Here is a 23,361-nt window from a genome sequence, read left to right on the forward strand (position 1 = left end):
GTCGCCGGTGCCCCGCAGTCCAGTGGGTGATCACCGACGATGACAGTCATGCTGTCATCGTCATAGGTTGACGGCATGCCAGAAGTCCGCGACAGATTCCGGGAGCTACGCGATGCGCCCTCCCCCACACCTGACGACCTCGACGCACTCTGGGCCGACCTCGCGCCGGTCGACGTACCCGACATCCTGGGTCACTGGACCGGTGGCGACTTCGCCACCGGGCACGTGGTCTCCACGGTGCTGACCAAGTCGCGATGGCACGGCAAGTGGTTCGACTCACCGCTCGAGGTGACGCCCATCGTGTGCCGCGACGAGGCAGGCCAGCTCGTGGCCAACGAGAAGGCTGCCGGCGGCGGGGGTGCCAGCCTGTGGAACCTCGAGTTCCGCGGAGAGGTCACCGCGACCATGGTCTATGACCGGCTGCCCGTCTTCGACCACTTCAAGGCCGTGGACGAGAACACCCTGATGGGCATCATGAACGGCAAGTTGCAATCGACGTACGGCATCTCCGATCTCTACTACTTCTGGCTGGAGCGCGAATGAGGACCACCGCAGCACTTGTCGAGTCCCCGGGTGGCGACTTCGTCCTCGAGGAGGTCGAGCTCTCCGAACCGCGCGCCGACGAGGTCCTGCTCCGCGTCGTCGCGACCGGCCTGTGCCACACCGACCTCTCGGTGCGCGACACGCTGCCGGCCGAGATGTTCCCGCGCGTCTTCGGGCACGAGGGCGCCGGCGTCGTGGAGGCGGTCGGGGCCGAGGTCACCGGCATCGCCGTGGGTGACCACGTGGTGGCCAGCTTCAACTCCTGCCGGACGTGCGAGAACTGCACGACCCTGGGTCCGGGCTACTGCTCGGAGACCGTGGTGCTCAACTACATGGGCTTCCGGCCGGACGGTTCGACCACCTACAGCCGCAACGACGCGCCGCTCTACGGCTCGTTCTTCGGTCAGTCAACCTTCGCTCGACACGCGATCGCCAGTGCCGACAACCTCGTCGTGGTCGATAAGTCGCTCGACCTGGCCCGGCTCGGCCCCTACGGATGCGCCTTCCAGACCGGGGCCGGCACCGTCCTCAACGTGCTGCAGCCCGGCCCCGAGGACTCGCTCGTGGTCTATGGCGTGGGCGCTGTCGGCGTCGCTGCCCTCGCAGCCGCCCGCGCCGAGGGCGTCGGCACGGTGATCGCCGTCGACCTGCAGCCGGCGCGTCTCGACGTCGCCGCCACACACGGGGCAATCCCGCTCAACCCCGCCGACCTCGGCGAGACCTCGTTGGTCGACAAGATCAAGGAGCTCACCGGCGGTGGCCCGTCACACTCGGTCGACACCACCGGTGTCGCTGCCGTGATCAAGGACGCCGTGGCAGCCCTGCGACCCCGAGGCGAGATGGTGGTCCTCGGCCTCGGCGCACCCACGTTCGAGCTCGACGCCGTCGACCTGATGATGAACGGCAAGGTCGTGCGCGGCTCGGTCGAGGGCGACTCGGACCCCAAGGTGATGATCCCGCGCCTGCTCGAGCTCGCCGCGAGTGGCGCGTTCGACGTCGACTCGCTGATCACCACTTATCCGTTCGATCGGATCAACGACGCAGCAGCCGACGTACTCGCTGGCAAGGTGGTCAAACCAGTCCTGGTCTGGTGATCGACGGGGAACTGGTTTTCCTGCCCACGAGGCGCGCAACTAAGATCACGCGCATGAACCAGAACCCGCAGAACGCCGACCTGTCCGAGACGACGTCCGCCCAGGCACGCGGCGTCGTCGTACCGGACAAGCCGGCGCTCGAGGGTCTGGAGACCAAGTGGTCCGAGCGGTGGAAGGCCGACCAGGTCTATGCCTTCGACCGCACCCAGCCGCGCGAGAACGTCTACTCGATCGACACGCCGCCGCCCACGGTCTCCGGATCGCTGCACGTCGGACACGTCTTCTCCTACACCCACCCGGACCTGATCGCTCGCTACCAGCGGATGCAGGGCAAGACGATCTTCTACCCGATGGGTTGGGACGACAACGGGTTGCCCACCGAGCGCCGGGTGCAGAACTACTTCGGTGTGCGCTGCGACCCGTCGCTGCCCTATGACGCCGACTTCACTCCTCCCGAGAAGCCCGACCCGAAGAAGCAGGTCCCGATCTCGCGACCCAACTTCATCGAGCTCTGCGAGCAGCTGGTCGTCGAGGACGAGAAGACCTTCGAGGAACTGTGGCGCCGCGTCGGCGTCTCCGTGGACTGGTCGCAGGACTACACGACCATCGGCCCGAAGGCCCAGAAGGTCAGCCAGACCGCGTTCCTGCGCAACCACGCCCGCGGCGAGGCCTACCTGCAGGAAGCCCCGACCCTGTGGGACGTCACCTTCCAGACTGCCGTCGCCCAGGCCGAGCTCGAGGCCCGCGAATATGCCGGCGCCTACCACCGCGTCGCGTTCCACCGCCCCGACGGCTCCCCCATCCACATCGAGACCACCCGACCCGAGCTGATCCCGTCGGTCGTCGCGCTGATCGCGCACCCGGACGACGAGCGCTATGCCGACCTGTTCGGCAGCACCGTCACCTCGCCGGTCTTCGGCGTCGAGATCCCGGTCCTGGCCCACGCCGCCGCCGAGCCGGACAAGGGCGCCGGCATCGCGATGTGCTGCACCTTCGGTGACCTCACCGACGTCCAGTGGTGGCGAGAGCTCAACCTCCCGGTCCGCACCGTCATCGGCCGCGACGGCCGCTTCCTGCGCGAGACCCCCGAGTGGCTCGCCGCCGACGACGCCGCAGCGGCGTACGCCGATCTGGCCGGCAAGACCGCGTTCAGCGCCCGCGAGGCTGTCGTGGCCAAGCTCCGTGAGAGCGGCGACCTGGACGGCGAGCCGAAGCCGACGCAGCGGATGACGAACTTCTACGAGAAGGGCGACAAGCCGCTCGAGATCGTCGCCACCCGGCAGTGGTACATCCGCAACGGTGGCCGCGACGCGGACCTGCGCACCGAGCTGGTCGACGAGGGCAACGCGATCACCTGGATCCCGGCCCACATGAAGCACCGCTACGACAACTGGGTCGGCGGCCTGAACGGAGACTGGCTGATCTCGCGCCAGCGGTTCTTCGGCATCCCGTTCCCGGTCTGGTACCAGCTCGACGCCGACGGCGAGCCCGACTACGAGCACCCGCTGCTGCCCACCGAGGACCAGCTCCCGGTGGACCCGTCGACCGATGCCCCTCAGGGGTATGACGAGACCCAGCGCGGCCAGGCCGGCGGCTTCATCGGGGACCCGGACGTGATGGACACCTGGGCGACGTCGTCGCTGACCCCGCAGCTCGCGGGCGGTTGGGGCTCGGACGAGGACCTGTTCTCGCGGGTCTTCCCGATGGACCTGTGCACCCAGGCCCACGACATCATCCGCACCTGGCTCTTCTCGCGCGTGGTCCGCTCGCACCACGAGAACGGCGTCGTGCCGTGGTCCCACGCCATGATCTCCGGCTTCATCATGGACCCGGACCGCAAGAAGATGTCGAAGTCCAAGGGCAACGTGGTGGTCCCCAACGACATCCTCGACAAGTTCGGTGCCGACGCCGTGCGCTGGCGTGCGGCCATGGCACGTCCCGGCATGGACTCGCCCTTCGACGAGACCCAGATGAAGGTCGGCCGACGACTCGCGATGAAGGTCCTGAACGCCTCGAAGTTCGTCCTGGGCAACGTCGGGGCGACCGAGCGGGACCTGCTCGCCGTCACCGAGCCCGTCGATCTCGCCCTGATCGGCAAGCTCGCCAACGTGATCACGGCCGCGACCGACGCGTTCAACGCCTACGACTACACCACCGCCCTCGAGACGGTGGAGAAGTTCTTCTGGGAGTTCTGCGACGACTACCTCGAGCTCGTCAAGGAGAGGGCGTACGACGAGGAGGGCGGCGCTGCCACCGCGTCCGCGCAGGCCACCCTGGCGGTCGCGCTGCACACCCAGCTGCGGCTCCTCGCCCCGTTCCTGCCCTATGTCACCGAAGAGGTCTGGTCGTGGTGGCAGGACGGGTCGATCCACCGGGCCGCGTGGCCGAGCGCAACCGAGCTCGGCTCGGCCGCGTCGTCGACCGCCGACCTGCTCGACCACGTTGCGGCAGCCCTTGGCGGCCTGCGTGGCGCCAAGTCCCGGGCAAAGGTCAAGCAGCGGCACCCGGTCGCACGGGTCGAGTTCACCGGCCCCGCAGGCATGATCGCCTCGGTGCAGAAGGCCGAGAACGACCTGGTCCGGGTTGCCAGCATCACCGGCGAGTTCGTCGCCACGGTTGATGAGCAGGCGACCGAGCTCGCCGTCGACGTGGAGCTGGCCGAGCTGCCGGACGAGTCCAGCTGAACCGAGCCTGCGAAAAGCAGAAGGTCCGGTCACCGCGAGGTGGCCGGACCTTTTTCGTGTCGAACTGTAGAGACCGGAAGCGTCCCGGGCTGAGGATCAGCCGTGCCGCTTGGCGTGGCCCCGGGCGTGACCCATCTTCGCGTGGCCCCGGGCGTGACCCATCTTCGCGTGGCCCCGGGCGTGACCCATCTTCGCGTGGCCCCGGGCGTGCCCCCTGGCCTTGCCCTTCGCGTGGCCCTTCGCCTTGCCGATCTTGGCGTGACCCTTGGCCTTGCCGACCTTGTGGTGGCTCTTCGCGTGGCCGTTGGCGTGGCCCTTGGCCTTGCCGTTCTTCGCGTGGCCCCGGACGTGCCCCCTCGCCTTGCCCTTCGCGTGCCCCTTCGCCTTGCCGACCTTGGCGTGCCCCTTGGCCTTGCCGTGAGCGTGCTCCGGCAGAGCCACCGGCGTGGAGCCGTTGCTGGCGACGCGGGCTGCATGGATCGCCCGGGGACGAGCACTGGTCGCGCGGGCGTCAGAGGCCCGCGCCGCGGCACTGGGGACAGGCTGTGTCGTGGCGGCGGCAGATTCCGTCTGGGTGCTCGCGTCGCGCGCAGGCGCCGGCGAGTCCTCCACCTCGAGCAGTCGCAGCACGGGTGCCACGCCCACCTGGGCCACGATGCTCGACCCGTCGAGGAGACTTTCGACCAGCGCCTGTGCCTTCACGCTGTAGCCCATGAAGACGCCACAGACGAGTGTGAGCACCACAAAGGCGTAGAGCGGCCTCTTGTGCTCAGAACTCATGACTCTCCCGGGACAGATGACATGGACGTTGGCGCCCATTGTCCACCAGTCCACCGGTCATTGCCGCATCCACGCACAAATATGACCCGAAAGGACTAGTCCGCACCGAGCTGGCCGAGCGAGCGGGTCAGGCGGACTTCTTCTTCTTGGTCTCGCGCGGGATCAGGGTCGGAGCCATGCCGTCGGTGACGACCTCGCCGGTGACGACGACCTTGGCCACGTCACCGCGGGACGGAACGTCATACATCACGCTGAGCAGGACTTCCTCGATGATCGCGCGGAGCCCTCGGGCGCCGGTCCCGCGCTCCATGGCACGGTCCGCGACTGCCTTGATGGCGTCCTCGTCGAACTCGAGCTCGACGCCGTCGAGCTCGAAGAGCTTCTGGTACTGCTTGATCAGGGCGTTCTTGGGCTCCACGAGGATCTGCACCAGCGCCTCCTGGTCGAGCTTGGTGACGCTCGCGATCAGCGGCAGCCGCCCGATGAACTCGGGGATCAGACCGAACTTGGTCAGGTCCTCAGGACGCACCTGCGCGAGCAGGTCATCGGCGTCGCGCTCGGACTTGCCGCGCACGTCGGCGGTGAAGCCGAGGGTCTTCTTGCCGACCCGCTGCTCGACGATGTGCTCCAGGCCGGCGAAGGCACCACCCACGATGAAGAGGATGTTGGTGGTGTCGATCTGGATGAACTCCTGGTGCGGGTGCTTGCGGCCACCCTGCGGCGGCACCGAGGCAGAGGTCCCCTCGAGGATCTTCAGCAGGGCCTGCTGGACGCCCTCGCCCGAGACGTCACGGGTGATCGACGGGTTCTCGGCCTTGCGGGCGACCTTGTCGATCTCATCGATGTAGATGATGCCGGTCTCGGCCTTCTTGACGTCGTAGTCAGCGGCCTGGATCAGCTTGAGCAGGATGTTCTCGACGTCCTCACCGACATAGCCGGCCTCGGTCAGTGCCGTGGCGTCGGCAATGGCGAACGGGACGTTGAGCATCCGGGCCAGCGTCTGGGCCAGGTAGGTCTTGCCGCAGCCGGTCGGGCCGATCACGAGGATGTTGGACTTCGCGACCTCGACCGCCTCGTCCTTCGCGTGCTTGCCGGTCTCGCTGGCCTGGGCCTGGACCCGCTTGTAGTGGTTGTAGACCGCCACAGCGAGGGACTTCTTGGCCTGCTCCTGGCCGATCACGTAGGAGTTGAGGAACTCGAAGATCTCCTTGGGCTTGGGCAGTTCTTCCAAGCCCACCTCGGAGCGCTCACTGAGCTCTTCCTCGATGATCTCGTTGCACAGGTCGATGCACTCGTCGCAGATGTAGACGCCGGGACCGGCAATCAACTTCTTCACCTGCTTCTGGCTCTTCCCACAGAACGAGCACTTGAGCAGGTCGCCTCCGTCACCAATGCGTGCCACGGGCGGTCATCCTTCCTGAGCTGATCAACTTCTTGACGGTACCCCGTGTCCAGCGCCAACCGGGCGAGGACACGGGGCAACCGGGTCATGCAAGGGCAGGGATTCCCTTGCGGGACTCCAGGATGGCGTCCACCAGGCCGTATTCCACGGCAGCATCGGCGGTGAGGATCTTGTCGCGCTCGATGTCGCGGCTGACCTCTGCAGCGTCCTTGCCGCTGTGCTCGGAGATCATCGTCTCGAGCAGGGTGCGCATCCGGATGATCTCGTTGGCCTGGATCTCCAGGTCGGAGATCTGGCCGCCGGTGCCCTCGGTGTAGGGCTGGTGGATCAGGATCCGGGCGTTGGGCAGCGCCAGGCGCTTGCCCGGGGCACCCGCGGCGAGCAGGACCGCGGCAGCCGAGGCGGCCTGGCCCAAGCAGACGGTCTGCACGTCGGGCTTGATGAACCGCATCGTGTCGTAGATCGCGGTCAGCGCCGTGAACGAGCCACCGGGGCTGTTGATGTAGATGGAGATGTCGCGATCCGGGTCCATCGACTCCAGGCAGAGCAGCTGGGCCATCACCGCGTTGGCGATGTCGTCGCTGATCGGCGTGCCGAGGAAGATGATCCGGTCCTCGAAGAGCTTGCCGTAGGGGTCGATCCGACGGAAGCCGTAGGACGTGCGCTCTTCCCACTGGGGAATGTAGTAGTTCATCTCAGGCGTCCTCGGTCTCTCGTGCGTTGGTGATCACCTTGTCGATCAGGCCGTATTCGAGGGCCTGCTGCGGGGTGAACCAGCGGTCGCGGTCGGAGTCGCGCTCGATCTCCTCGATCGAGCGGCCGGTGTGCTCGGCGATGAGCTCGCCCAGCTGCTTCTTGAGCAGCAGGCTCTGCTCGGCCTGGATCTTGATGTCCGAGGCCGAACCGCCGATGCCACCGGAGGGCTGGTGCATCATGATCCGCGCGTGGGGCAGCGCATAGCGCTTTCCCTTGGTGCCGGCGCAGAGGAGGAACTGGCCCATCGAGGCAGCCAGGCCCATTCCGACCGTGGCGACGTCGTTGGGGATGTAGTTCATCGTGTCGTAGATCGCCATGCCGGCGTCGACGGAGCCACCCGGAGAGTTGATGTGCAGGAAGATGTCGGCCTCGGGGTCCTCGGCCGACAGCAACAGCAGCTGCGCGCAGATCGCGTTCGCGTTGGAGTCCCGCACCTCGGAACCGAGGAACACGATGCGCTCTCGCAGGAGGCGCTGGTAGATGTGGTCATCGAGCCCATAGGACCCACCGCCGCCGTTGGACTCGACGGAGCGCCGGGGCTCATTCATCTCGCTCTGATTGGGGTTCACGAGAGCGACATTAGCCCGAGGAACCGACGGTTCCACGCGTTCGGGCCCCCTGTTCGCCCACAGCGGATTCGACCGGGAGGTCGCTCAGGCCTCGACCGCGGCCTTCAACCGGGCAAGCGTCTGCGCCATACCCGCCTCGAGCTCGTCCGCGTGTTGCTCGCTGCCGCCGAGGGCCAGCGGCGCGAAGGCACGGCTGAGCAGGCTCAGCTTCCCCGACGGGACCGGTCGGCGGTGTACGACGCGGGTCACCCCGTCCGCGCCGGTGAGCTCGAAGATCCAGCGCGCACCGCTCGACTTGGTGTCCCAGGCCAGGACCCTGCCGGGTTCCACGGCGGCCACGACACTGCGCGTCGGCCACACCGCATACTTGCGGCGGTTGATGCCGAGATACCACTGGGAGACCCGCAGCCCTCCGCGCTTGAGCGGGACCATGCGCACGGTCTCCGGACTGAACTCGCTCATCCGGTCCAGGTCGGCGAGCACGGCCCAGACACCCTCGGGTGTCGCGTCGATCGTGGTCTCGGCCCTCAGCTCGCGCTGTGCACTCATTGCAGCCATTCCTTCAGTTGCCGATGGATGTCGGGGTGGTTGAGCAGTCCGAAGTGGTCGGTCCCGGGCACGTGCAGGACATCTGCGTCCGGGAACAGGTCCGGCCGTGACCGCGACCGTCCGTGGGCAGAGGGCACCTGGACGAGCAGGTCGCCCACGATGCGGCCGACCGGGTGCTCAGGCGAGGTCGAGAGCGTGGCGGCGACCAGGCGGTAGCGGACGCCGGGCATCGCCGGGACGTCCTCCCCCAGGCCCTCCACGAGGTCCTCGATCCCCACCGAGCGGTGGTCCAGGATCTTGCCGAAGCCGGAGGTCTCGGGCAGGTGGGCCAGCAGCCGGCTGCCGTGGCCGAGCGCGACCGCGATCGGAGCCCCCGCATGGGGACTTCCGAGGGTGACCACGTCGCTGATCAGGCTCGTCCAGGGATCTTCCTCGTCGGTGACCACGGCACAACCTGCGCGCGCGATCAGCCCACCCATCGAGTGACCGATCAAGGCGATCTGCTCCACGCCTCCGGGCCACTGGGCGGCAAGTGTGCGCAGGAGCGCGGCGAGCTCCACACCATTGTCGCGCAGCGACCGCCCGGTGTTGGCCCGAAGCATCACCGGCGTCCACCCGAGCCCCGCCAGCGTCTCGGCGTACGTCGTACCCAGCTCGTCCTTGTGCAGGTTCCAGTAGCTCTCGTTCTCGGAGAGGCCGTGGATGAAGACGGCGATGCGCGGGGTGGCATCGGGGAAGGCGGTCGAGAGCCGGTCCCGGTGCAGCGGCACGTCAGCGCCACCAACGCGCACGCCCATGTCGATCGCCATGGACGACCCCTCGGACACGAACCGGTCCCCGATCAAACCGTTCACGGCGGCCCGGACGAACCGGCCCCGCGGAGAGTCGTCCAGGCGCGGTCCCATGCCGAGGCGTCCCGCGGTCTTGAGCGCCATACCGGTGGTGGCGAGGCCGAACGAGATCGAGCCGTACACGCCAGCGGAGATGCCGTCATGGACCACCTGCACGCCTCGGGTGCGGTCCTTGGAGGCCCGGTTCAGGGCGCCGTGGACCCGACCGGCCCACGCCTTGTGGGTGTCGCGGACGGTGGCCAGCACGATCTCGTTGCCGACGATCGTGGGAAGAAGGCCCAGTGCGTCGACGACGCCCGGGGTGCCCCTGGGGGCGGTCGTAACGCTCACTGCACAACTCCGAGTCTCGGGGGACCAGCCACTGAGTGTACATCTGTTCACTGATTGGCGAGCGTGATCCCGGGCACGAGCCGACCCTCAAGCGAGCCAGCCCAGCATGGCCTGGTGGACGTCAGGGTGATTGCGCAAGGAGAGCTGCCCCGTCTCCACGTGGTGCAGCGAAGCCGTGGGAAAGAGCTCGCGGGCCTTGCGCGGGCGGGTCGGCAGCCGACGGCGCCACCAGAGCAGGTCGCCCACCAGTCCCCCGAGGCGACTCTCGCTCATCCGGTGCTTGCCGGTCACCACGGCATAGCGGACCCCGGCCAACGCAGGCAGGTGCGGATCGGCGAGGTCCTCGGTGGTGATGCCTGCACACTCCTCCTCGACCCGGCGGGACAGGTTCGTCCCGGAAGCGGGCACGGCCAGGTGAGGGGTGCCGAGCAGGACCACGTCGCTGACCAGGTCCAGCCACGACTCACCGCCGAAGGCCTCGACCGCGACCGCGGCACGGAGCACCAGCCCACCCGAACCGTGGCCGACGAGAGCGATGCGTCGGACATCGACCGGCCAGGCACTGACCAGCGCCTGCACCGAGGAGACCACGTCCACTGCCAGCTCGGCGGGTCGCAGCCCGGGGTCGGCGAGCATGTGGACCGGCGTCCAGTCCAGCAACGACGCCAACCGGGAGGGATAGGTGCCACCGATCTGGTCGAGGTGCTCGGCCCAGCAGCTCTCGTCGTCGGCGCCGTCGGGGACGAAGAGGACCAAGCGGTCGGTGGCGTGCGGGAAGGCCTGCTCCACGCTGTCCGGATCGAGTACGACGTCATGGCCCGCGCTACGGAACGTCACCGGGGCGCTCGAAGGAGCCGGTCGCGTCAACGGCGCGGTCAGCGCTCGCGGCGCGCGCTCGAGGCCCAGCAGGCGGAACGGCAGGTCCACGAGGTCACGGAAGATCCCGATGGCCGGCGACGTGGTGGACATGGGAAGAGTCTCCGTTCCGGCGGGCCTGCACTCAACCAACCACGCCGTCACGACGAGCAGGTGGTGCCCCCACGGGCTCGCAGGGCGTCAATTCGCGACGGCTCGGCGAGGGTCGGAGTGTGAATTCGCGACGGGTGGGCGAAATGCAGAAGACGCCCGGCGGCCGGAGCCGCTGGGCGTGTTCTTCGTGCGTGTTCGTGCGTGGTGTGACGGGGTGGGTCAGGCCTTGTCGGCCGCAACCTCGTCGGTGCCAGCCTCGTCAGCGTCAACCTCATCGGCTGCTGCCTCGTCAGCGTCGGCCTCGGCGGCCTCGGCCTCGGGGTCACCGATGGTGCCGTCGGGACGCAGGTTCTTCAGCTCGACCACGTTGCCGCTGGCGTCCTTGACGGTCGCCGACTCGACGATCACCGAGAGCGCCTTGCCGCGCAGGATCTCCTGGACGAGCTCGGGGATGTGGTTGTGCTCGAACATGTGGTTCGCGAATTCCTGCGGGTCCTGGCCGGACTGCTGGGCGCGGCGCACGAGGTGCTCGGAGAGCTCCTGCTGGTCAACGCCGAACTCCTCCTTCTTGGCCACCTCGTCGAGGATGAACTGCGCGGTGATCGCGTCACGGACCCGGCGGTCCAGGTCGGACTCGAACTCCTCGACGGTCTGCTTCTCGTCCTCGAGGTACTTCTCCATCGTGAGGCCAGCCATCATCAGCTGCTGCTCGATGTTCTCGCGGCGCGAGTTGAGCTCCTCGGTGACCAGGGTCTCGGGAAGCGGGATGGTGACCTTGTCGAGGAGGACCTCCAGGACGGCGTCACGAGCGGCGGCAGCCTGCTCGAGGCGCTTGCCCCGGCCGAGACGCTCGCGCACGTCGGCGGTGAACTCCTCGGCGGTGTCGAACTCGGAGGCGAGCTGGGCGAACTCGTCGTCGAACTCCGGAAGCTCCTGCTCCTGGACCTGCGACACGGTGACCTCGACCTCGACGGCCTGGCCGACCAGGTCGCCACCGACCAGCTCGGAGGAGAAGGTGGTGGACTCGCCTGCGGAGAGGCCGAGCAGCGCCTCGTCGAGGCCGTCGAGCATGCCGCCGCGACCGACCTGGTAGGACATCCCGGCTGCCTCGGCGCCGTCGACGACCTCGCCGTCCTGGCTCGCCTTGAGGTCGATGGTGACGTAGTCACCGTCGGCCGCCGCGCGCTCAACCGTGTTCAGGGTGCCGAAGCGCTCGCGGAGGGCCTTGATCTGCTCCTCGAGGTCCTCGTCGGTGACCTCGGTGTCCTCGACCTCGGCCTCGAGGCCGTCGTAGTCGGGGAGCTCGAACTCGGGCTTGATGTCGACCTCGGCGGTGAACTCCAGCACCTCGTTGTCCTCGAGGCGGGTCACCTCGATCTCGGGCTGGGCCAGCGGCTCGAGGTTGTTCTCCTGGAGCGCCTCGATGTACTTCTTCGGAAGGGTCTCGTTGATCGCCTCGTCGAGGACCACGCCACGGCCGACCTGGCGGTCGATCACCATCGCGGGCACCTTGCCACGGCGGAAGCCGGGGACGTTGATCTGCTGGGCGATCTTCTTGTACGCCGCGTCGAGGCTCGGCTTGAGCTCCTCGAAGGGCACCTCGACGGTCAGCTTGGCCCGGGTCGGGCTCAAGGTCTCGACGGCGCTCTTCACAGGTTTTCTCCTCAGTGTCAGTGGATGGTGCAAGCGGTCCAACCAGTCGCGTGACCGCTCGGACAGTCGGGGCGACAGGACTCGAACCTGCGGTCTCCTGCTCCCAAAGCAGGCGCGCTAGCCACTACGCTACGCCCCGCCAAGATGCCCGCAGAACGTGCGTTTGTGGACACTTGGAGCGGATGACGGGAATCGAACCCGCGTAATCAGTTTGGAAGACTGAGGCTCTACCATTGAGCTACATCCGCGCGCACCTATTCGTGCCGTGACATGGTGCCACACACCGTGGGACGGCTCCCAATCAGGCCAGTTTCCCGCACCGCTCCAGCACGACTCGCAACCGACGCGTTCAGCGCCTGTGCAGCAGCAGGAGGGCCCGGTCGTCGTCGGCGGATCCGAGCGCATCGATCAGCCGGTCCGTGTAGTGCTGGAAGCCACCCAGGATCTCTCGCTCCGCTTGGCCCTGGAGCCTGTCGATGCCGAGGCTGATGTCGCGGGTCGGGGTCTCCACCAGGCCGTCGGTGTAGAGGAGCACAGCGTCGCCCGGGCGGATCACGGAGTGCACCGGGATGAACTCGACCCCTGGCATCAGCCCCAGGATCGGGCCCTCGGACTCGTGCACGATCCACTTGCCCGAACCGGACCGGAGCTGGACGGCCGGCGGGTGACCTGCCGAGCGGATCACCACCTCGCCCGTGGCCAGGTCGGCCGAGAGGTGTACGGCGGTCGCGAAGCCCTCGACCCAGTTCTGCCGGAGCAGGTAGTCGTTGGCCGCAGGCAGGAAGTCCGCCGGGGCCAGCGCACCCAGCAGTCCCCCGAACGCACCGGAGAGCAGGAGCGCGCGGGTGCCGGCGTCCTCGCCCTTGCCCGACACGTCGACGACGACCAGGTCGAGTCGGCCCTCGGGCTCGTTGATCGAGGTCACCATGAAGTCACCGGCGAACGGGGTGCCACCAGCCGAACGCAGCGCCGACTCGGCGTACCACTCGGACGGCAGCTCGGGCAGGGTGCCCTGGCGCAGGATCCGGTCGCGCAGGTCGACCAGCATCGACTCCCCCTGCGCACCGGCGACGCCGAGCCGGGACCGTCGGAAGGAGGTGACCAGGATCAGGAAGCCCAGCATGAAGAGCACCAGGACGCCCACGACGATGCGAGGTGTGACGCTCTGCTGGGTGACGGCGAAGGCCAGCACCGCGAGCACGAAGATCACGAACCAGGGCAGCTGTCGCGGTCCGAGGAAGACACTGCCCAGGACCAACGGCAGCACGACGATGGTGAGCGGCCAGAATTCTGGCCAGAGCCAGAAGAGCAGGCACAGCCCCGCGGTCAGCACGGAGAGTGCGATCAGCGCCAGGTTCTCGGTGGCCACTGCCCGTCGCCGCCAGTGCTGATAGGTGCGGCGCACCCGGCGTCTCAAGGTGGGCCGCGATTGCGTCACCGCGCCCCCTCGTCTCGATTGAACATGCCGACGCGCCTACTTTAGGGCTCGGGAGCGGAACGTGGGTTGACAACGCGGACACCAGAAGGAATTGCGTCCCGCGAGCGCCTCGGTGCGCACTCCGGTCCCGCACACCAGGCACGGCTGGCCGGTCCGTCGATAGACATAGACCTCACCCCCGTGGTCGTCCTTGCGCGGCTCGCGTCCCATCGCCTCGGGCGTGTGCTCCTCGCGCACGGTGTCGATGCGACCGCTGATCACTCCCTCGGCCATCAGCGTCACGAGGTCTGCCCAGATCGCGTCGAACTGGCTGCGGCGCAGGGTCTTGCCGGGCCGCAGCGGGTGCATCCGGTGCCGGAACAGGACCTCGGCGCGATAGACGTTGCCGACACCGGCGATCACCGTCTGGTCCATCAGCAGCTCGCCGATCGGGCGCTGGCTCCGGCTGATCCGCTGCCATGCCCGGTTCGGGTCGGCGTCCGCACGGAGCGGGTCCGAGCCCAGGTCGGCGATCACGTCGGCACGTCGGGTGCTGCCGATCAGGTCGCACCGGGTGGCACCGCGCAGGTCGGCGTACGCCGTGGGTCGGCCGTCACCTGCTGCGAAGAGGCGCAGGCGCACCTGTCCCACCGGCAACGGGATCTCCTCGACCCCCTCGGTGACGTCGAACTTGCCGATCAGCCCCAGGTGGACGTGGATGAACCGGTCCCCCTCGAACTCGAGGAAGAGGTGCTTGCCGGCGGAATCGGCCTCCACGAGCACCGAGCCGTCGATGGCGGCGGCGTCGGCCGCGAACCGACCCGTCGGGCTCTGCACCCGCACCCGCCTGCCGGCGAACGCCGTACCCAGGTCGTTGGCCAGCTTGCGGAGGGTGTGTCCCTCAGGCATCCGTCTCATCGGCCGCGTCGGCCGGTACGGCGCCCCGGAGCGCGGACTCGGGCAGCGGCGGCAGCTCGCCGGTCGCGTCGTAGGTCGACAGCTGCCCGATGCGGCGCACGTGGCGCTCGTCGCCCGGGAACGGGGTCGACAGGAAGACCTCGACGAACCGGGTCATCTCTTCGAGCGAGTGCATCCGGCCCCCGACGGAGAGGACGTTGGCGTTGTTGTGCTCGCGAGCCAGGACCGCGGTCTCCTCCGACCATGCCAGGGCCGAGCGGACACCGGTGACCTTGTTGGCCGCGATCTGCTCCCCGTTGCCGGAGCCACCGATCACCACACCGAGGCTGTCGAGGCCCTCGGCCTGCTCGGCGGCCACGCCCTCGGCGGCACGCAGACAGAAGACCGGGTAGTCGTCGAGTGCGTCGTAGACGAACGGGCCGTGGTCGACGACCTCGTAGTCGTGCTCGACGAGCCAGTTGATCAGGTGATCCTTGAGTTCGAGGCCGGCGTGGTCGGATCCGAGGTGAACGCGCATGGGTAGATCTTGTCAGGGTCGCTGGCTGCGCAGATAGCCGGCCACCTGCCACAGCAGCGGCTCTGCGGCGTCGAACGTGTCCGGGTGCCGCCAGAAGCCGTGCACCTGGCCGAGGTAGCGGGTGGCCACGACGCTGACCCCGGCATCGGCCAGCCGGTGGGCCAGGTGCTCACCCTCGTCGCGCAACGGGTCGTGCTCCGCGGTGACCACCAACGTCGGCGGCAGGGTCCCCAGCCGGTCGGAGAGCAGCGGCGCGAGGTCGGGGTCGACCAGGTCGTCCGGCGTGGCCGCATAGCTCTGCCAGTACCACTCGGCCTCGGCGCGTTCGAACCCCTGGCCGGGCTCGTCGTGGCTCGGGAAGCCGCCGGTCGGGTCCAGGAACGGATAGATCAGCACCACCGCGCGGAACCGGCCCGGGTGCCGCAGTGCGGCCACCAGCGCCAGGTTTCCGCCGGCACTGTCGCCGTGCACGTACGTCGGACCCGCCAGGTCGCTGTCCTCCAGCCAGGACATCACCGCGTCGATGTCCTGGACCGCGGCCGGGAACTTGTCCTCCGGCGGACGTCGATAGTCGACACTGAGCACCGCCATCCGAGCACGGTTGGCGAAGGCGCGGCACACCGCGTCGTGCACGTCGACGTCGTTGAAGACGAAGCCGCCACCGTGGAAGTGGATGATCAGGCCGGGGTCTGCCTCGCGGGGTCGATAGAGCCGGACCGGCACCCCACCCGCATCGAGGTCGACGACCTCGGCCACTTCCTCGCGTGGCGCGCGCAAGGCCACGGCTCGGGCCTGGGCCCGCGCCGCGGCGATGTCGTGGGCCGGATCAGTGACCGACAGCTCGCCGGCCGCAGCTTGCAGGGCCTGGATCGCCTGGGGAAAGAGCACGCCGCAAGGCTAGCTTCGTCAGCGAGCCATCAGGGCGTCGAGGCCGACAGCCATTGCGGCAGCGACTCGGAAGTCCACCCGCTGGTCTTGGACGGTGACGGTGTACTTGTCGCGCAGCGATCCCTGACGCTCACTCGACATCACGACGTTGCCGGCCTGGTCGGTGAAGTCGAAGTGGAAGCGCAGGAAGGGGACGTCGGTGAAGCGACGCAGCAAGGCGACGAGCTGGCTGCGCTCCTGGCCGGTGGCGGAGAAACCCGGTCCCTCCATGTGGAAGGTCGAGCGCATCAGGCTGGCGCCGAAGTCCTTGCGGAAGAAGCCGATCGGCTGCCCGCTCTCGTCGGTGACGTCATAGCCGGCGTTGAGGTCGATCTTCTTGCGGGCCTTGAACCCGAAGACCGGTCGGGTCTTGGTGGCGTCGGCGAAGAAGGTAACCTGCTCCTTGAACGCGAACTTCTTCTGCTCGGCGAAGGCCATCAACTGCCCTTCGCTCCCGTCAGGGTTCGCGGCGATGACGTCGTAGCGGTTGGTCATCATGGTGATCTTCTGGCGGACGAAGAACTGGGGGACGTGCATCGGGGTTGTCATGGTCCGAAGCCTTCCACGCAGGGCCGGGCGCAAACTCCCTCGCGGGAGTCGATTCACGCCGATCCCCCAGCGATGCCTACTCTCGGGACGTGACCGAGCAGTCCCCCTCCCCCGCAGGTCGACGGCTCGCCCTGTTCGCCCTGGTCGTGCTGGCCCTCAACATGCGTCCCGCCGCGGTGTCGGTGGGCCCGGTCCTGGCAGAGGTCCGCGACGGCCTGGACATGTCGACCACCGTGGCCGGTGTGCTCACCTCCCTGCCGGTGGTCCTCTTCGCCCTCGTCGGCGCGGTCGCCCCGTGGCTCTCGCGCACGGTCGGGATCCATCGCACGATCCTGGCCTCGTTGCTGGCCGTGACCGCAGGCCTGGCCCTGCGCTCCATGGTCGACTCCCCCGGTCCGTTCCTGGTTCTCTCCGCCGTGGCGCTGGCGGGGATGGCCACGGCCAACGTGCTGCTGCCCTCGCTGGTCAAGCTGCACTTCCCGGACCGGGTCGGCACGGTGACCGCGCTCTACACCACCGCGATGGCGATCGGGCTGACCTGCTCGTTGCTGCTCACGGTTCCCGTCGCCGAGCAGTTCGGTGGATGGCGGGTCGGCCTCGGCGTCTGGGCCGCACTGGCCCTGCTCTCCGCGCTGCCGTGGCTGTTGATGGCTGCCCACGACCGCCACGTCGGTCCCGCCGGGAGCACGATCCGGCTCGGCGCCGTCGCCCGCACCCCGCTGGGCATCGCGATGGCCCTGTTCTTCGGCCTCCAGTCGACGGCGGCCTACACGATCTTCGGATGGTTCGCGCAGCTGTGGCGCGACAGCGGCTATTCGCCTGCCCAGGCCGGCGCGCTGGTCGGCCTGGTGGCCGGGGTGAGCATCCCGCTGTCGTTGTGGATCCCGCGGGCCGCGGCGGCACGAGAGGACCAGCGCGTGGTCCTGCTGGCGGTGATGGCGTGCTATCCGGTGGGCTACGTCGGGCTGATGGTGGCGCCCTACTCCGGGGCGATCGCGTGGGCCGTGCTGATCGGCGTCGGGGCCTGCACGTTCCCGCTGATCCTCAGCCTGATCCCGATGCGGGCGCGCACAGCCGAGGGCACCGCGGCCCTGTCCGGCTGGACGCAGTCGGCCGGCTACCTGATCGCCGCCATCGGACCGCTCGCCGTGGGTGCGACGTACGACGCGACCGGCGGTTGGACGCTGCCGCTGGGGCTGCTCCTGGTGCTGGCCGTGCCGCAGCTCCTGCTCGGTCTCTACTGCTCGCGACCCGGCTACATCGAGGACCAGCTGGCCCGCTGAGGCGTGGCCCCGGCGAGCAACACGCCCGATCAGTCGTTCAGTCGGCCAGACGGGACAGTTCCTCGTCCACCACGGCGGTGTCGAGCTTGACGAAGACCGGGCTCGGCTTGGCGATCGGGGTGCCCACCGTGACCGGGTGACGCGCCCAGCTGCGGGCGGTGGTGTAGTCACCGGTGATGATCGGATAGCCCGCGCCACCGTCGAGGTCGTCAGCCTCGCGGATCTCTGGCATCGGCTGCACGTCCCCGGCACCGCCGTAGACCACGTCGACCGCATTGGCCGAGAACGGCAGGAACGGCGAGAGGATCAGGTTCAGGTCCGTGACGCACTGGGCCAGCACGTGCAGGACGGTGCCGAGCCGCTCGCGCTGCTCGTCACCCTTGAGGGTCCAGGGCGCGGTGTCGGTGATGTACTTGTTGACGTCGGCCACGGCTCGCATCGCCTCGCCGATCGCCTGCTTCTGCCGGTGTGCACCGATCAGGTCACCGACCACGTCGAAGGTCTTCTCCACCCGCTCGAGCAGGACGATGTCCTCCGGTGCCAGCTCGGCCGCTTGGGGGATCTCACCGAAGTTCTTGTTGATCAGGGTCGCGGTGCGGTTGACCAGGTTGCCCCAGCCGGCAACGAGCTCGTCGTTGGTACGCCGTACGAACTCGGCCCAGGTGAAGTCCGAGTCCTGGTTCTCCGGACCGGCCGAGGCGACGAAGTAGCGGAACGCATCGGGCTGGTAGCGGCTCAGCAGGTCACGCACGTAGATCACCACGCGCTTGGAGGAGGAGAACTTCTTGCCCTCCATCGTCAGGAACTCGCTGGAGACCACCTCGGTCGGCAGGTTCAGCACGCCGTAGTCACCCGGGTTGCCTGCCTTGTCCCCCTTGCCGGAGTAGGCGAGCAGCTCTGCCGGCCAGATCTGGGAGTGGAAGGTGATGTTGTCCTTGCCCATGAAGTAGTAGGACAGGGCCTCCGGGTCGTTCCACCAGGCGCGCCAGGCGTCCGCGTCCCCGGTCCGTCGGGCCCACTCGATGCTCGCGGAGAGATAGCCGATGACCGCGTCGAACCAGACGTAGAGTTTCTTGGTCGGGTTGTCGACCCAGCCCTCGAGCGGGATCGCGATGCCCCAGTCGATGTCGCGGGTCATCGCCCGCGGCTTGATCTCCTTGAGGATGTTCTGGCTGAACCGGATCACGTTCGGGCGCCAGGTGCCCGAGGCCTCACGCTCGTCGAGCCACTCGCCCAGCGCCTCGGCCAGCGCGGGCAGGTCGAGGAAGAAGTGCTGGGTCTCGATGAACTCCGGGGTCTCTCCGTTGATCTTCGAACGGGGGTTCTTCAGCTCGTGCGGGTCGAGCTGGTTGCCACAGTTGTCGCACTGGTCACCGCGGGCACCCTCGGCGCCACAGATCGGGCAGGTGCCCTCGATGTAGCGGTCCGGCAGGGTGCGGCCCGTGGACGGCGAGATGGCGCCGTACGTCGTCTGCTCGACGAAGTAGCCGTTGTCGTGGACGCCCTTGAACATCTCCTGGACCACCGAGTGGTGGTTGCGCGTGGTGGTGCGGGTGTAGAGGTCGTAGGAGATGCCGAGTGCCGTGAGGTCCTCCGCGATCATCCGGTGGTTCTGGTCGGCGAGCTGCTGCGGGGTCAGGCCGGCCTCGTCGGCTGCGATCAGGATCGGCGTGCCGTGCTCGTCCGTCCCGGAGACCATGAGCACGTCGTGTCCGGACATCCGCATGTATCGACTGAAGACGTCGGAGGGCACGCCGAAACCGGCAACGTGGCCGATGTGGCGGGGACCGTTGGCATAGGGCCAGGCGACGGCAGACAGGATGTGGCTCATGCCTTGATCCTAGGAGTACGCCGAGTCCCCGCGCGCATCGGTTTCCTGCGATGGTCCCTGGCGGAAGCGACATCGGCTGCGCGCTACGGTGCAGGACATGGTGACCCTGCTCGCAGAAGACCTCCTGCTGCTCCTCACCGATGACGAGACCGGCAAGCGCGCGGACAGTTATCTGGACGTCCTGCTGGGTGGATCGATGCTGATCGAGCTGGCCGGCGACGGATTGCTCGAGGTCCGCAGGACGGGCCGCTGGTCGCAGGCCAAGGTGCACGTGCTCACCGATCCCGCGCCGCCCGCTGACCCACTGCTGGCCGAGGCGTTGGCGACCGTGCGGGAGAAGGAGCGGACCGCGCAGGACCTGGTCGGTCGGCTCGGCAAGGGCCTTCGGGACAAGCTCTTCGCGCGGCTGGTCGACAAGGGCATCCTGCGGCTCGAGGAGGGCAAGATCCTCGGCCTGTTCCCGACCCAGCGGTGGCCCGCGGTGGACTCCTCCCACGAGAACGAGGTACGCCGCCAGCTGTCGGCGACCCTGCTGCACGGCGTCAGCGCCGACCAGCGCACTGGAGCACTGATCTCGTTGCTGCACTCAGCGGACAAGGCGCACAAGGTGCTCGACAACCAGGGTCGGCCGGCCAAGGAGATCAAGGCCCGTGCCAAGGCGGTCGCCGAGGGTGACTGGGCCGCCGACGCGGTCAAGGACGCGATCGCCGCCGCTCAGGCCGCGACGATGACCGCGGTCATGGTCGCCACCACTGTCACCACAGGTGCGGGCGGCAGCTGAACCTGCTCAGCTGTACATCCGGTGGTAGATCATGTTGCGCAGCTTGGGCAGCTCGGCATAGAGGTAGCGGCCCGGGCACGAGGTGTCGTTGGTGTTGCGGTGTCCGTCGACCTTGTAGAGGTAGACGCTCTTGCCCTTGGGGAACTTGTCGCTGCCGGTCGACGTCATCCAGATCTTGCCGACCGGATAACGGTTGCCCCGGTCGAACTTCCACGCCGAGATGTCGGCCAGGGCGCGCAGGACCGTCCTGGAGGCGGTGCGGGTCTCGTAGTTGCCGATCACGGCGACACCGACGCTGTTGTGGTTGAACCCGAGCGTGTGTGCGCCCTGCACCAGGTTGCCGACCCCACCGGACCTGCCCTCCCAAATCCGGCCGAACCGGTCGACCAGGAAGTTGTAGCCGATGTCGAACCAGCCCAGGGTCTTGGTGTGATAGCGATAGATGCCGCGCAGGATGCCGGCCGTCTGCCAGGACCTGTAGTCGTTGGCGTTCACGGTGTGGTGGACGTGGACCTGCTTCATCATGTCGGTGTAGCGCGGCGAGCCGTTCTTCCACGACTCATCGGCGCCCCACTGCTTGCGACTGTAGATGGTCGGTCGCGGGACCGTCCTTCGGGTCGCGGACGTGGTCACCGTGGGCGTCTGGTCAGTGGTCTCCGGGGACTCGACGCCCGGGCTCTCGGGTGCCGGTGCCGGGGGCACCGGATCGTCATCGGCGGCCGCGACTCCCGGGTTGATCAGGACCATCTCGAGGTCGTCAGCCGTGCGCTCGGTGCGCACCTGCAACCTGTCGGAGTCCCCGACCCAGATCAGGTCCGAGGCCCCGTCCGGGGCCTCGTTGCCCTCACCTGAGGACGGACCGTCGGCCAGGCTCTCCAGCTCGACCCAGCCGGTCCAGCGGCCCTCGGTGCGGGTCCTGACCTCGACGCCGGGGTCCTCACCTGCCCACGTCGCAGCCACCATCGTGAACCGGTCGGTGGTCACCGTGCGGCGGGTGGGAAGCTTGACCTCGGCCGAGGACAGGGGTGTGCCGGCCTCCCGCTTGAGCTCGACCTGCGGTCGTTCGGCAGCGGCTTGGGGAAGTCCCCCAACCAGCAGCGGAGCAACGAGGATGCTGGCGGCGAGGGTGAGCACGGACAGGTGGGCGCGAGACATCCGAGAAACAGTCATGGCCCGACCCACCATGCCTCACGATCGGGCTCAGGTGAAGTCCAGGTCTGCCGTCCTGCTCCGCTTCAGCTCGAAGAAATAGGGGTAGGCGGCGAGCCCGACCGCGGCGTCCCAGAGCTTGCCGGCCTCCTCGCCACGCGGCGTCTTGGTGATCACCGGGCCGAAGAAGGCAGTGCCCTCGATGGAGATCACCGGCGTTCCCACCTCTTCGCCGACCTGGTCCATCCCGGAGTGGTGGGAGACCTTCAACGCCTCGTCGAACTCGGTCGATTCCATGGCGTCGGCCAGCTCGGCCGACAGCCCGGCCTCCTCGAGCGCCTTGAGCACCATGTCGCGGTCGAGGTCCTTCTTGGCGAGGTGGATCTGGTTGCCCATCGCGGTGTAGAGGGGCAGCAGCACCTCGTTGCCGTGAGCCTGCTCGGCTGCGATGCAGACCCGGACCGGGCCCCAGGCCGGCTTCAGCATCTCGCGGTAGTCGTCAGGGATGTCCTTGTCCTGGTTGAGGTAGGCAAGGCTCATCACGTGCCACGTCACGTCGATGTCGCGCACCTTCTCGACCTCGAGAACCCATCGCGAGGTGAGCCACGCGAACGGGCACAGCGGGTCGAACCAGAAGTCGGCAGTGGTCTTTGTGGGGTCGGTCATGAAACCAGTCAAGCACTCCTCACCACAGGAGGAGGCCGAGAGCCGCTCCCCCGGCGATCAGCCACGCGCTGTTCAGCCTCGTGGTCAGCAGCAGGGCGAGCGAGGCGACTGCGATCGCCACCGTCGCCACGTCCACCAGGGCCGTGCGGCCGAGTTGCCAGGTCACCCCCGCCATCAGGGCCAGAGCGGTGACGTTGAGCCCGTCGAGCATCACCGCACTCCATCGTGCCGACCTGATCCGGTCGGTGATCCTGGTGAGCAGCCCGACGAAGACGAACGAGGGCAGGAAGATCGCCATGGTCGCCAGGAACGCGCCCCACCACCCGGCGACCAGGTAGCCGATGAAGGTCGCCGTGGTGAACACCGGCCCGGGCGTCACCTGGCCGATCGAGACGGCATCCAGGAGCTGTTGCTGGCTGATCCAGCCGAGCCGGTCCACGAAGTCGCCCTCGAGGAAGGCCAGCAGGACGTAGCCGCTGCCGTAGAGCACGGCTCCGATCTTCAGCATCGTGGTGAACAGCTCGGTCAGGGTGGCGGTGTCGGTGCCGACCAGGAGCGGCGCCACCAAGAAGGAGGCGCCCCGCTCGCCCGAATGACCCGGGTGGCGCAGACGGCGTACGCCGTGAGCCAGCCCCGCCAGAGCCGCGCCGCCGAAGAGCACGACGAGCTCGTTGACCCCCAGTAAGTATGCCGTGAGCGCGATCACCGCGAGCGCGATCAGCCACGGGGTCTTGAGTACCGTCCTGGACAGTCCCACCAACGCGTGCGCGATGATTCCGATGACCGCAGGGACGACGCCGCGCAGGACGGCCTCGAACTGCGGGGTCCCGCCCTTCTCGACATGGAGCCAGGCCAGGCCCGTCACCATCAGCGCGGCGGGGACGATGAAGCAGACCCCGGCCAGGACCAACCCCTTCCACTTCGCCCGCTCGTGGCCCAGGTGGATCGCCAGCTCTGTCGAGTTGGGGCCGGGGATCAGGTTGGTGGCCCCCATCAGGTCGACGAACCGCTCGTCGGTGACCCATCCGCGGCGCCGGACGAGCTCGTCGCGCATCATCGCGGTGTGGGCCACCGGGCCTCCGAAGGCGAACGTGCCCAGGCGCAGGAAGACGACGGCGACCTCACGCAGCTGCATTCCCGCAT

At 68.2% G+C, this 23,361-nt stretch carries 22 protein-coding genes and 2 tRNA genes; 5 read left to right on the plus strand and 19 right to left on the minus strand.

Annotated features, from left to right (window positions below; all coding sequences use genetic code 11):
- Window positions 1-75: 75 nt before the first annotated feature.
- Genes BJ980_RS06050 through valS form a run of 3 tightly spaced genes read left to right on the plus strand, consistent with a single transcriptional unit; the run spans window position 76 to window position 4,321 of the window.
- Entirely contained in the window at window positions 76-543 is a 468-nt protein-coding gene (locus BJ980_RS06050; RefSeq protein WP_179501460.1) for a DUF4334 domain-containing protein, read from the plus strand.
- A complete protein-coding gene (locus BJ980_RS06055; protein ID WP_179501461.1) occupies window positions 540-1,637 on the plus strand; it encodes an NAD(P)-dependent alcohol dehydrogenase in 1,098 nt (365 codons plus the stop codon). Before BJ980_RS06050 ends, BJ980_RS06055 begins: the two co-directional genes overlap by 4 nt.
- 53 nt (window positions 1,638-1,690) lie before the next feature.
- Window positions 1,691-4,321, plus strand: coding sequence for a valine--tRNA ligase (gene valS, locus BJ980_RS06060; protein ID WP_179501462.1), 2,631 nt, complete (start codon window positions 1,691-1,693; stop codon window positions 4,319-4,321).
- Between the two features lie 96 nt (window positions 4,322-4,417).
- Here valS and BJ980_RS06065 read toward each other — a convergent pair whose 3' ends face one another.
- The 15 genes from BJ980_RS06065 to BJ980_RS06135 all read right to left on the minus strand — a co-directional run bounded on the left by BJ980_RS06065 (window position 4,418) and on the right by BJ980_RS06135 (window position 16,508).
- A complete protein-coding gene (locus tag BJ980_RS06065; RefSeq protein ID WP_179501463.1) occupies window positions 4,418-5,101 on the minus strand; it encodes a hypothetical protein in 684 nt (227 codons plus the stop codon).
- Between the two features lie 127 nt (window positions 5,102-5,228).
- Window positions 5,229-6,503 (minus strand): ATP-dependent Clp protease ATP-binding subunit ClpX, encoded by a 1,275-nt coding sequence (clpX, locus tag BJ980_RS06070; protein WP_179501464.1) that lies wholly within the window; start codon window positions 6,501-6,503, stop codon window positions 5,229-5,231.
- An 85-nt stretch (window positions 6,504-6,588) separates the two neighbouring features.
- Complete coding sequence (locus tag BJ980_RS06075; RefSeq protein WP_179501465.1) at window positions 6,589-7,197, minus strand: ATP-dependent Clp protease proteolytic subunit; 609 nt, start codon at window positions 7,195-7,197, stop codon at window positions 6,589-6,591.
- A 1-nt stretch (window position 7,198) separates the two neighbouring features.
- Window positions 7,199-7,807, minus strand: a complete 609-nt coding sequence (locus BJ980_RS06080) for an ATP-dependent Clp protease proteolytic subunit (protein WP_179501466.1) — start codon at window positions 7,805-7,807, stop codon at window positions 7,199-7,201.
- Window positions 7,808-7,912: 105 nt separating this feature from the next.
- Window positions 7,913-8,377, minus strand: a complete 465-nt coding sequence (locus BJ980_RS06085) for an SRPBCC family protein (protein ID WP_179501467.1) — start codon at window positions 8,375-8,377, stop codon at window positions 7,913-7,915.
- Window positions 8,374-9,558 carry an alpha/beta fold hydrolase gene (locus tag BJ980_RS06090; protein ID WP_179501468.1) on the minus strand — a complete coding sequence of 395 codons (1,185 nt, stop codon included), beginning with the start codon at window positions 9,556-9,558 and terminating at the stop codon, window positions 8,374-8,376. The genes BJ980_RS06085 and BJ980_RS06090 overlap by 4 nt, the downstream gene beginning before the upstream one ends.
- A gap of 87 nt (window positions 9,559-9,645) precedes the next feature.
- Window positions 9,646-10,527, minus strand: coding sequence for a PGAP1-like alpha/beta domain-containing protein (locus BJ980_RS06095; RefSeq protein ID WP_179501469.1), 882 nt, complete (start codon window positions 10,525-10,527; stop codon window positions 9,646-9,648).
- A gap of 219 nt (window positions 10,528-10,746) precedes the next feature.
- Window positions 10,747-12,180 carry a trigger factor gene (gene tig, locus BJ980_RS06100; RefSeq protein ID WP_179501470.1) on the minus strand — a complete coding sequence of 478 codons (1,434 nt, stop codon included), beginning with the start codon at window positions 12,178-12,180 and terminating at the stop codon, window positions 10,747-10,749.
- A 66-nt stretch (window positions 12,181-12,246) separates the two neighbouring features.
- Window positions 12,247-12,319, minus strand: a tRNA-Pro gene (locus BJ980_RS06105).
- 35 nt (window positions 12,320-12,354) lie between these two features.
- Window positions 12,355-12,428 (minus strand) — tRNA-Gly (locus BJ980_RS06110).
- A gap of 101 nt (window positions 12,429-12,529) precedes the next feature.
- Window positions 12,530-13,585: a PP2C family protein-serine/threonine phosphatase gene (locus tag BJ980_RS06115; protein WP_343047711.1), complete on the minus strand. Its 1,056-nt coding sequence runs from the start codon at window positions 13,583-13,585 to the stop codon at window positions 12,530-12,532.
- 69 nt (window positions 13,586-13,654) lie between these two features.
- Window positions 13,655-14,506, minus strand: coding sequence for an Fpg/Nei family DNA glycosylase (locus BJ980_RS06120; RefSeq protein WP_179501472.1), 852 nt, complete (start codon window positions 14,504-14,506; stop codon window positions 13,655-13,657).
- On the minus strand, window positions 14,499-15,032 hold the full coding sequence (locus tag BJ980_RS06125; protein ID WP_179501473.1) for a ribose-5-phosphate isomerase: 534 nt from the start codon (window positions 15,030-15,032) through the stop codon (window positions 14,499-14,501). Before BJ980_RS06125 ends, BJ980_RS06120 begins: the two co-directional genes overlap by 8 nt.
- Window positions 15,033-15,044: 12 nt before the next feature.
- Window positions 15,045-15,920 (minus strand): alpha/beta hydrolase fold domain-containing protein, encoded by an 876-nt coding sequence (locus BJ980_RS06130; RefSeq protein WP_179501474.1) that lies wholly within the window; start codon window positions 15,918-15,920, stop codon window positions 15,045-15,047.
- Window positions 15,921-15,938: 18 nt separating this feature from the next.
- Window positions 15,939-16,508 carry an LURP-one-related family protein gene (locus BJ980_RS06135; RefSeq protein ID WP_179501475.1) on the minus strand — a complete coding sequence of 190 codons (570 nt, stop codon included), beginning with the start codon at window positions 16,506-16,508 and terminating at the stop codon, window positions 15,939-15,941.
- An 89-nt stretch (window positions 16,509-16,597) separates the two neighbouring features.
- Here BJ980_RS06135 and BJ980_RS06140 point away from each other — a divergent pair, with 89 nt between their 5' ends.
- Window positions 16,598-17,791 carry an MFS transporter gene (locus BJ980_RS06140; protein ID WP_343047712.1) on the plus strand — a complete coding sequence of 398 codons (1,194 nt, stop codon included), beginning with the start codon at window positions 16,598-16,600 and terminating at the stop codon, window positions 17,789-17,791.
- Between the two features lie 37 nt (window positions 17,792-17,828).
- On the opposite strand, the gene metG is transcribed toward BJ980_RS06140, so the two are convergent.
- Window positions 17,829-19,622, minus strand: a complete 1,794-nt coding sequence (gene metG, locus BJ980_RS06145) for a methionine--tRNA ligase (protein ID WP_179501476.1) — start codon at window positions 19,620-19,622, stop codon at window positions 17,829-17,831.
- A 97-nt stretch (window positions 19,623-19,719) separates the two neighbouring features.
- Between metG and BJ980_RS06150 the strand changes: the two genes are divergently transcribed.
- Window positions 19,720-20,403 (plus strand): GOLPH3/VPS74 family protein, encoded by a 684-nt coding sequence (locus BJ980_RS06150; protein WP_179501477.1) that lies wholly within the window; start codon window positions 19,720-19,722, stop codon window positions 20,401-20,403.
- A 6-nt stretch (window positions 20,404-20,409) separates the two neighbouring features.
- On the opposite strand, the gene BJ980_RS06155 is transcribed toward BJ980_RS06150, so the two are convergent.
- Genes BJ980_RS06155 through chrA form a run of 3 tightly spaced genes read right to left on the minus strand, consistent with a single transcriptional unit; the run spans window position 20,410 to window position 23,353 of the window.
- Complete coding sequence (locus tag BJ980_RS06155) at window positions 20,410-21,558, minus strand: peptidoglycan recognition protein family protein (protein WP_179501478.1); 1,149 nt, start codon at window positions 21,556-21,558, stop codon at window positions 20,410-20,412.
- Window positions 21,559-21,603: 45 nt separating this feature from the next.
- Window positions 21,604-22,218 (minus strand): mycothiol-dependent nitroreductase Rv2466c family protein, encoded by a 615-nt coding sequence (locus BJ980_RS06160; protein ID WP_179501479.1) that lies wholly within the window; start codon window positions 22,216-22,218, stop codon window positions 21,604-21,606.
- Window positions 22,219-22,237: 19 nt separating this feature from the next.
- A complete protein-coding gene (chrA, locus tag BJ980_RS06165) occupies window positions 22,238-23,353 on the minus strand; it encodes a chromate efflux transporter (RefSeq protein WP_179501480.1) in 1,116 nt (371 codons plus the stop codon).
- Between the last annotated feature and the right edge of the window lie 8 nt (window positions 23,354-23,361).

The organism is Nocardioides daedukensis, assembly GCF_013408415.1.
Classification (GTDB): domain Bacteria; phylum Actinomycetota; class Actinomycetes; order Propionibacteriales; family Nocardioidaceae; genus Nocardioides; species Nocardioides daedukensis.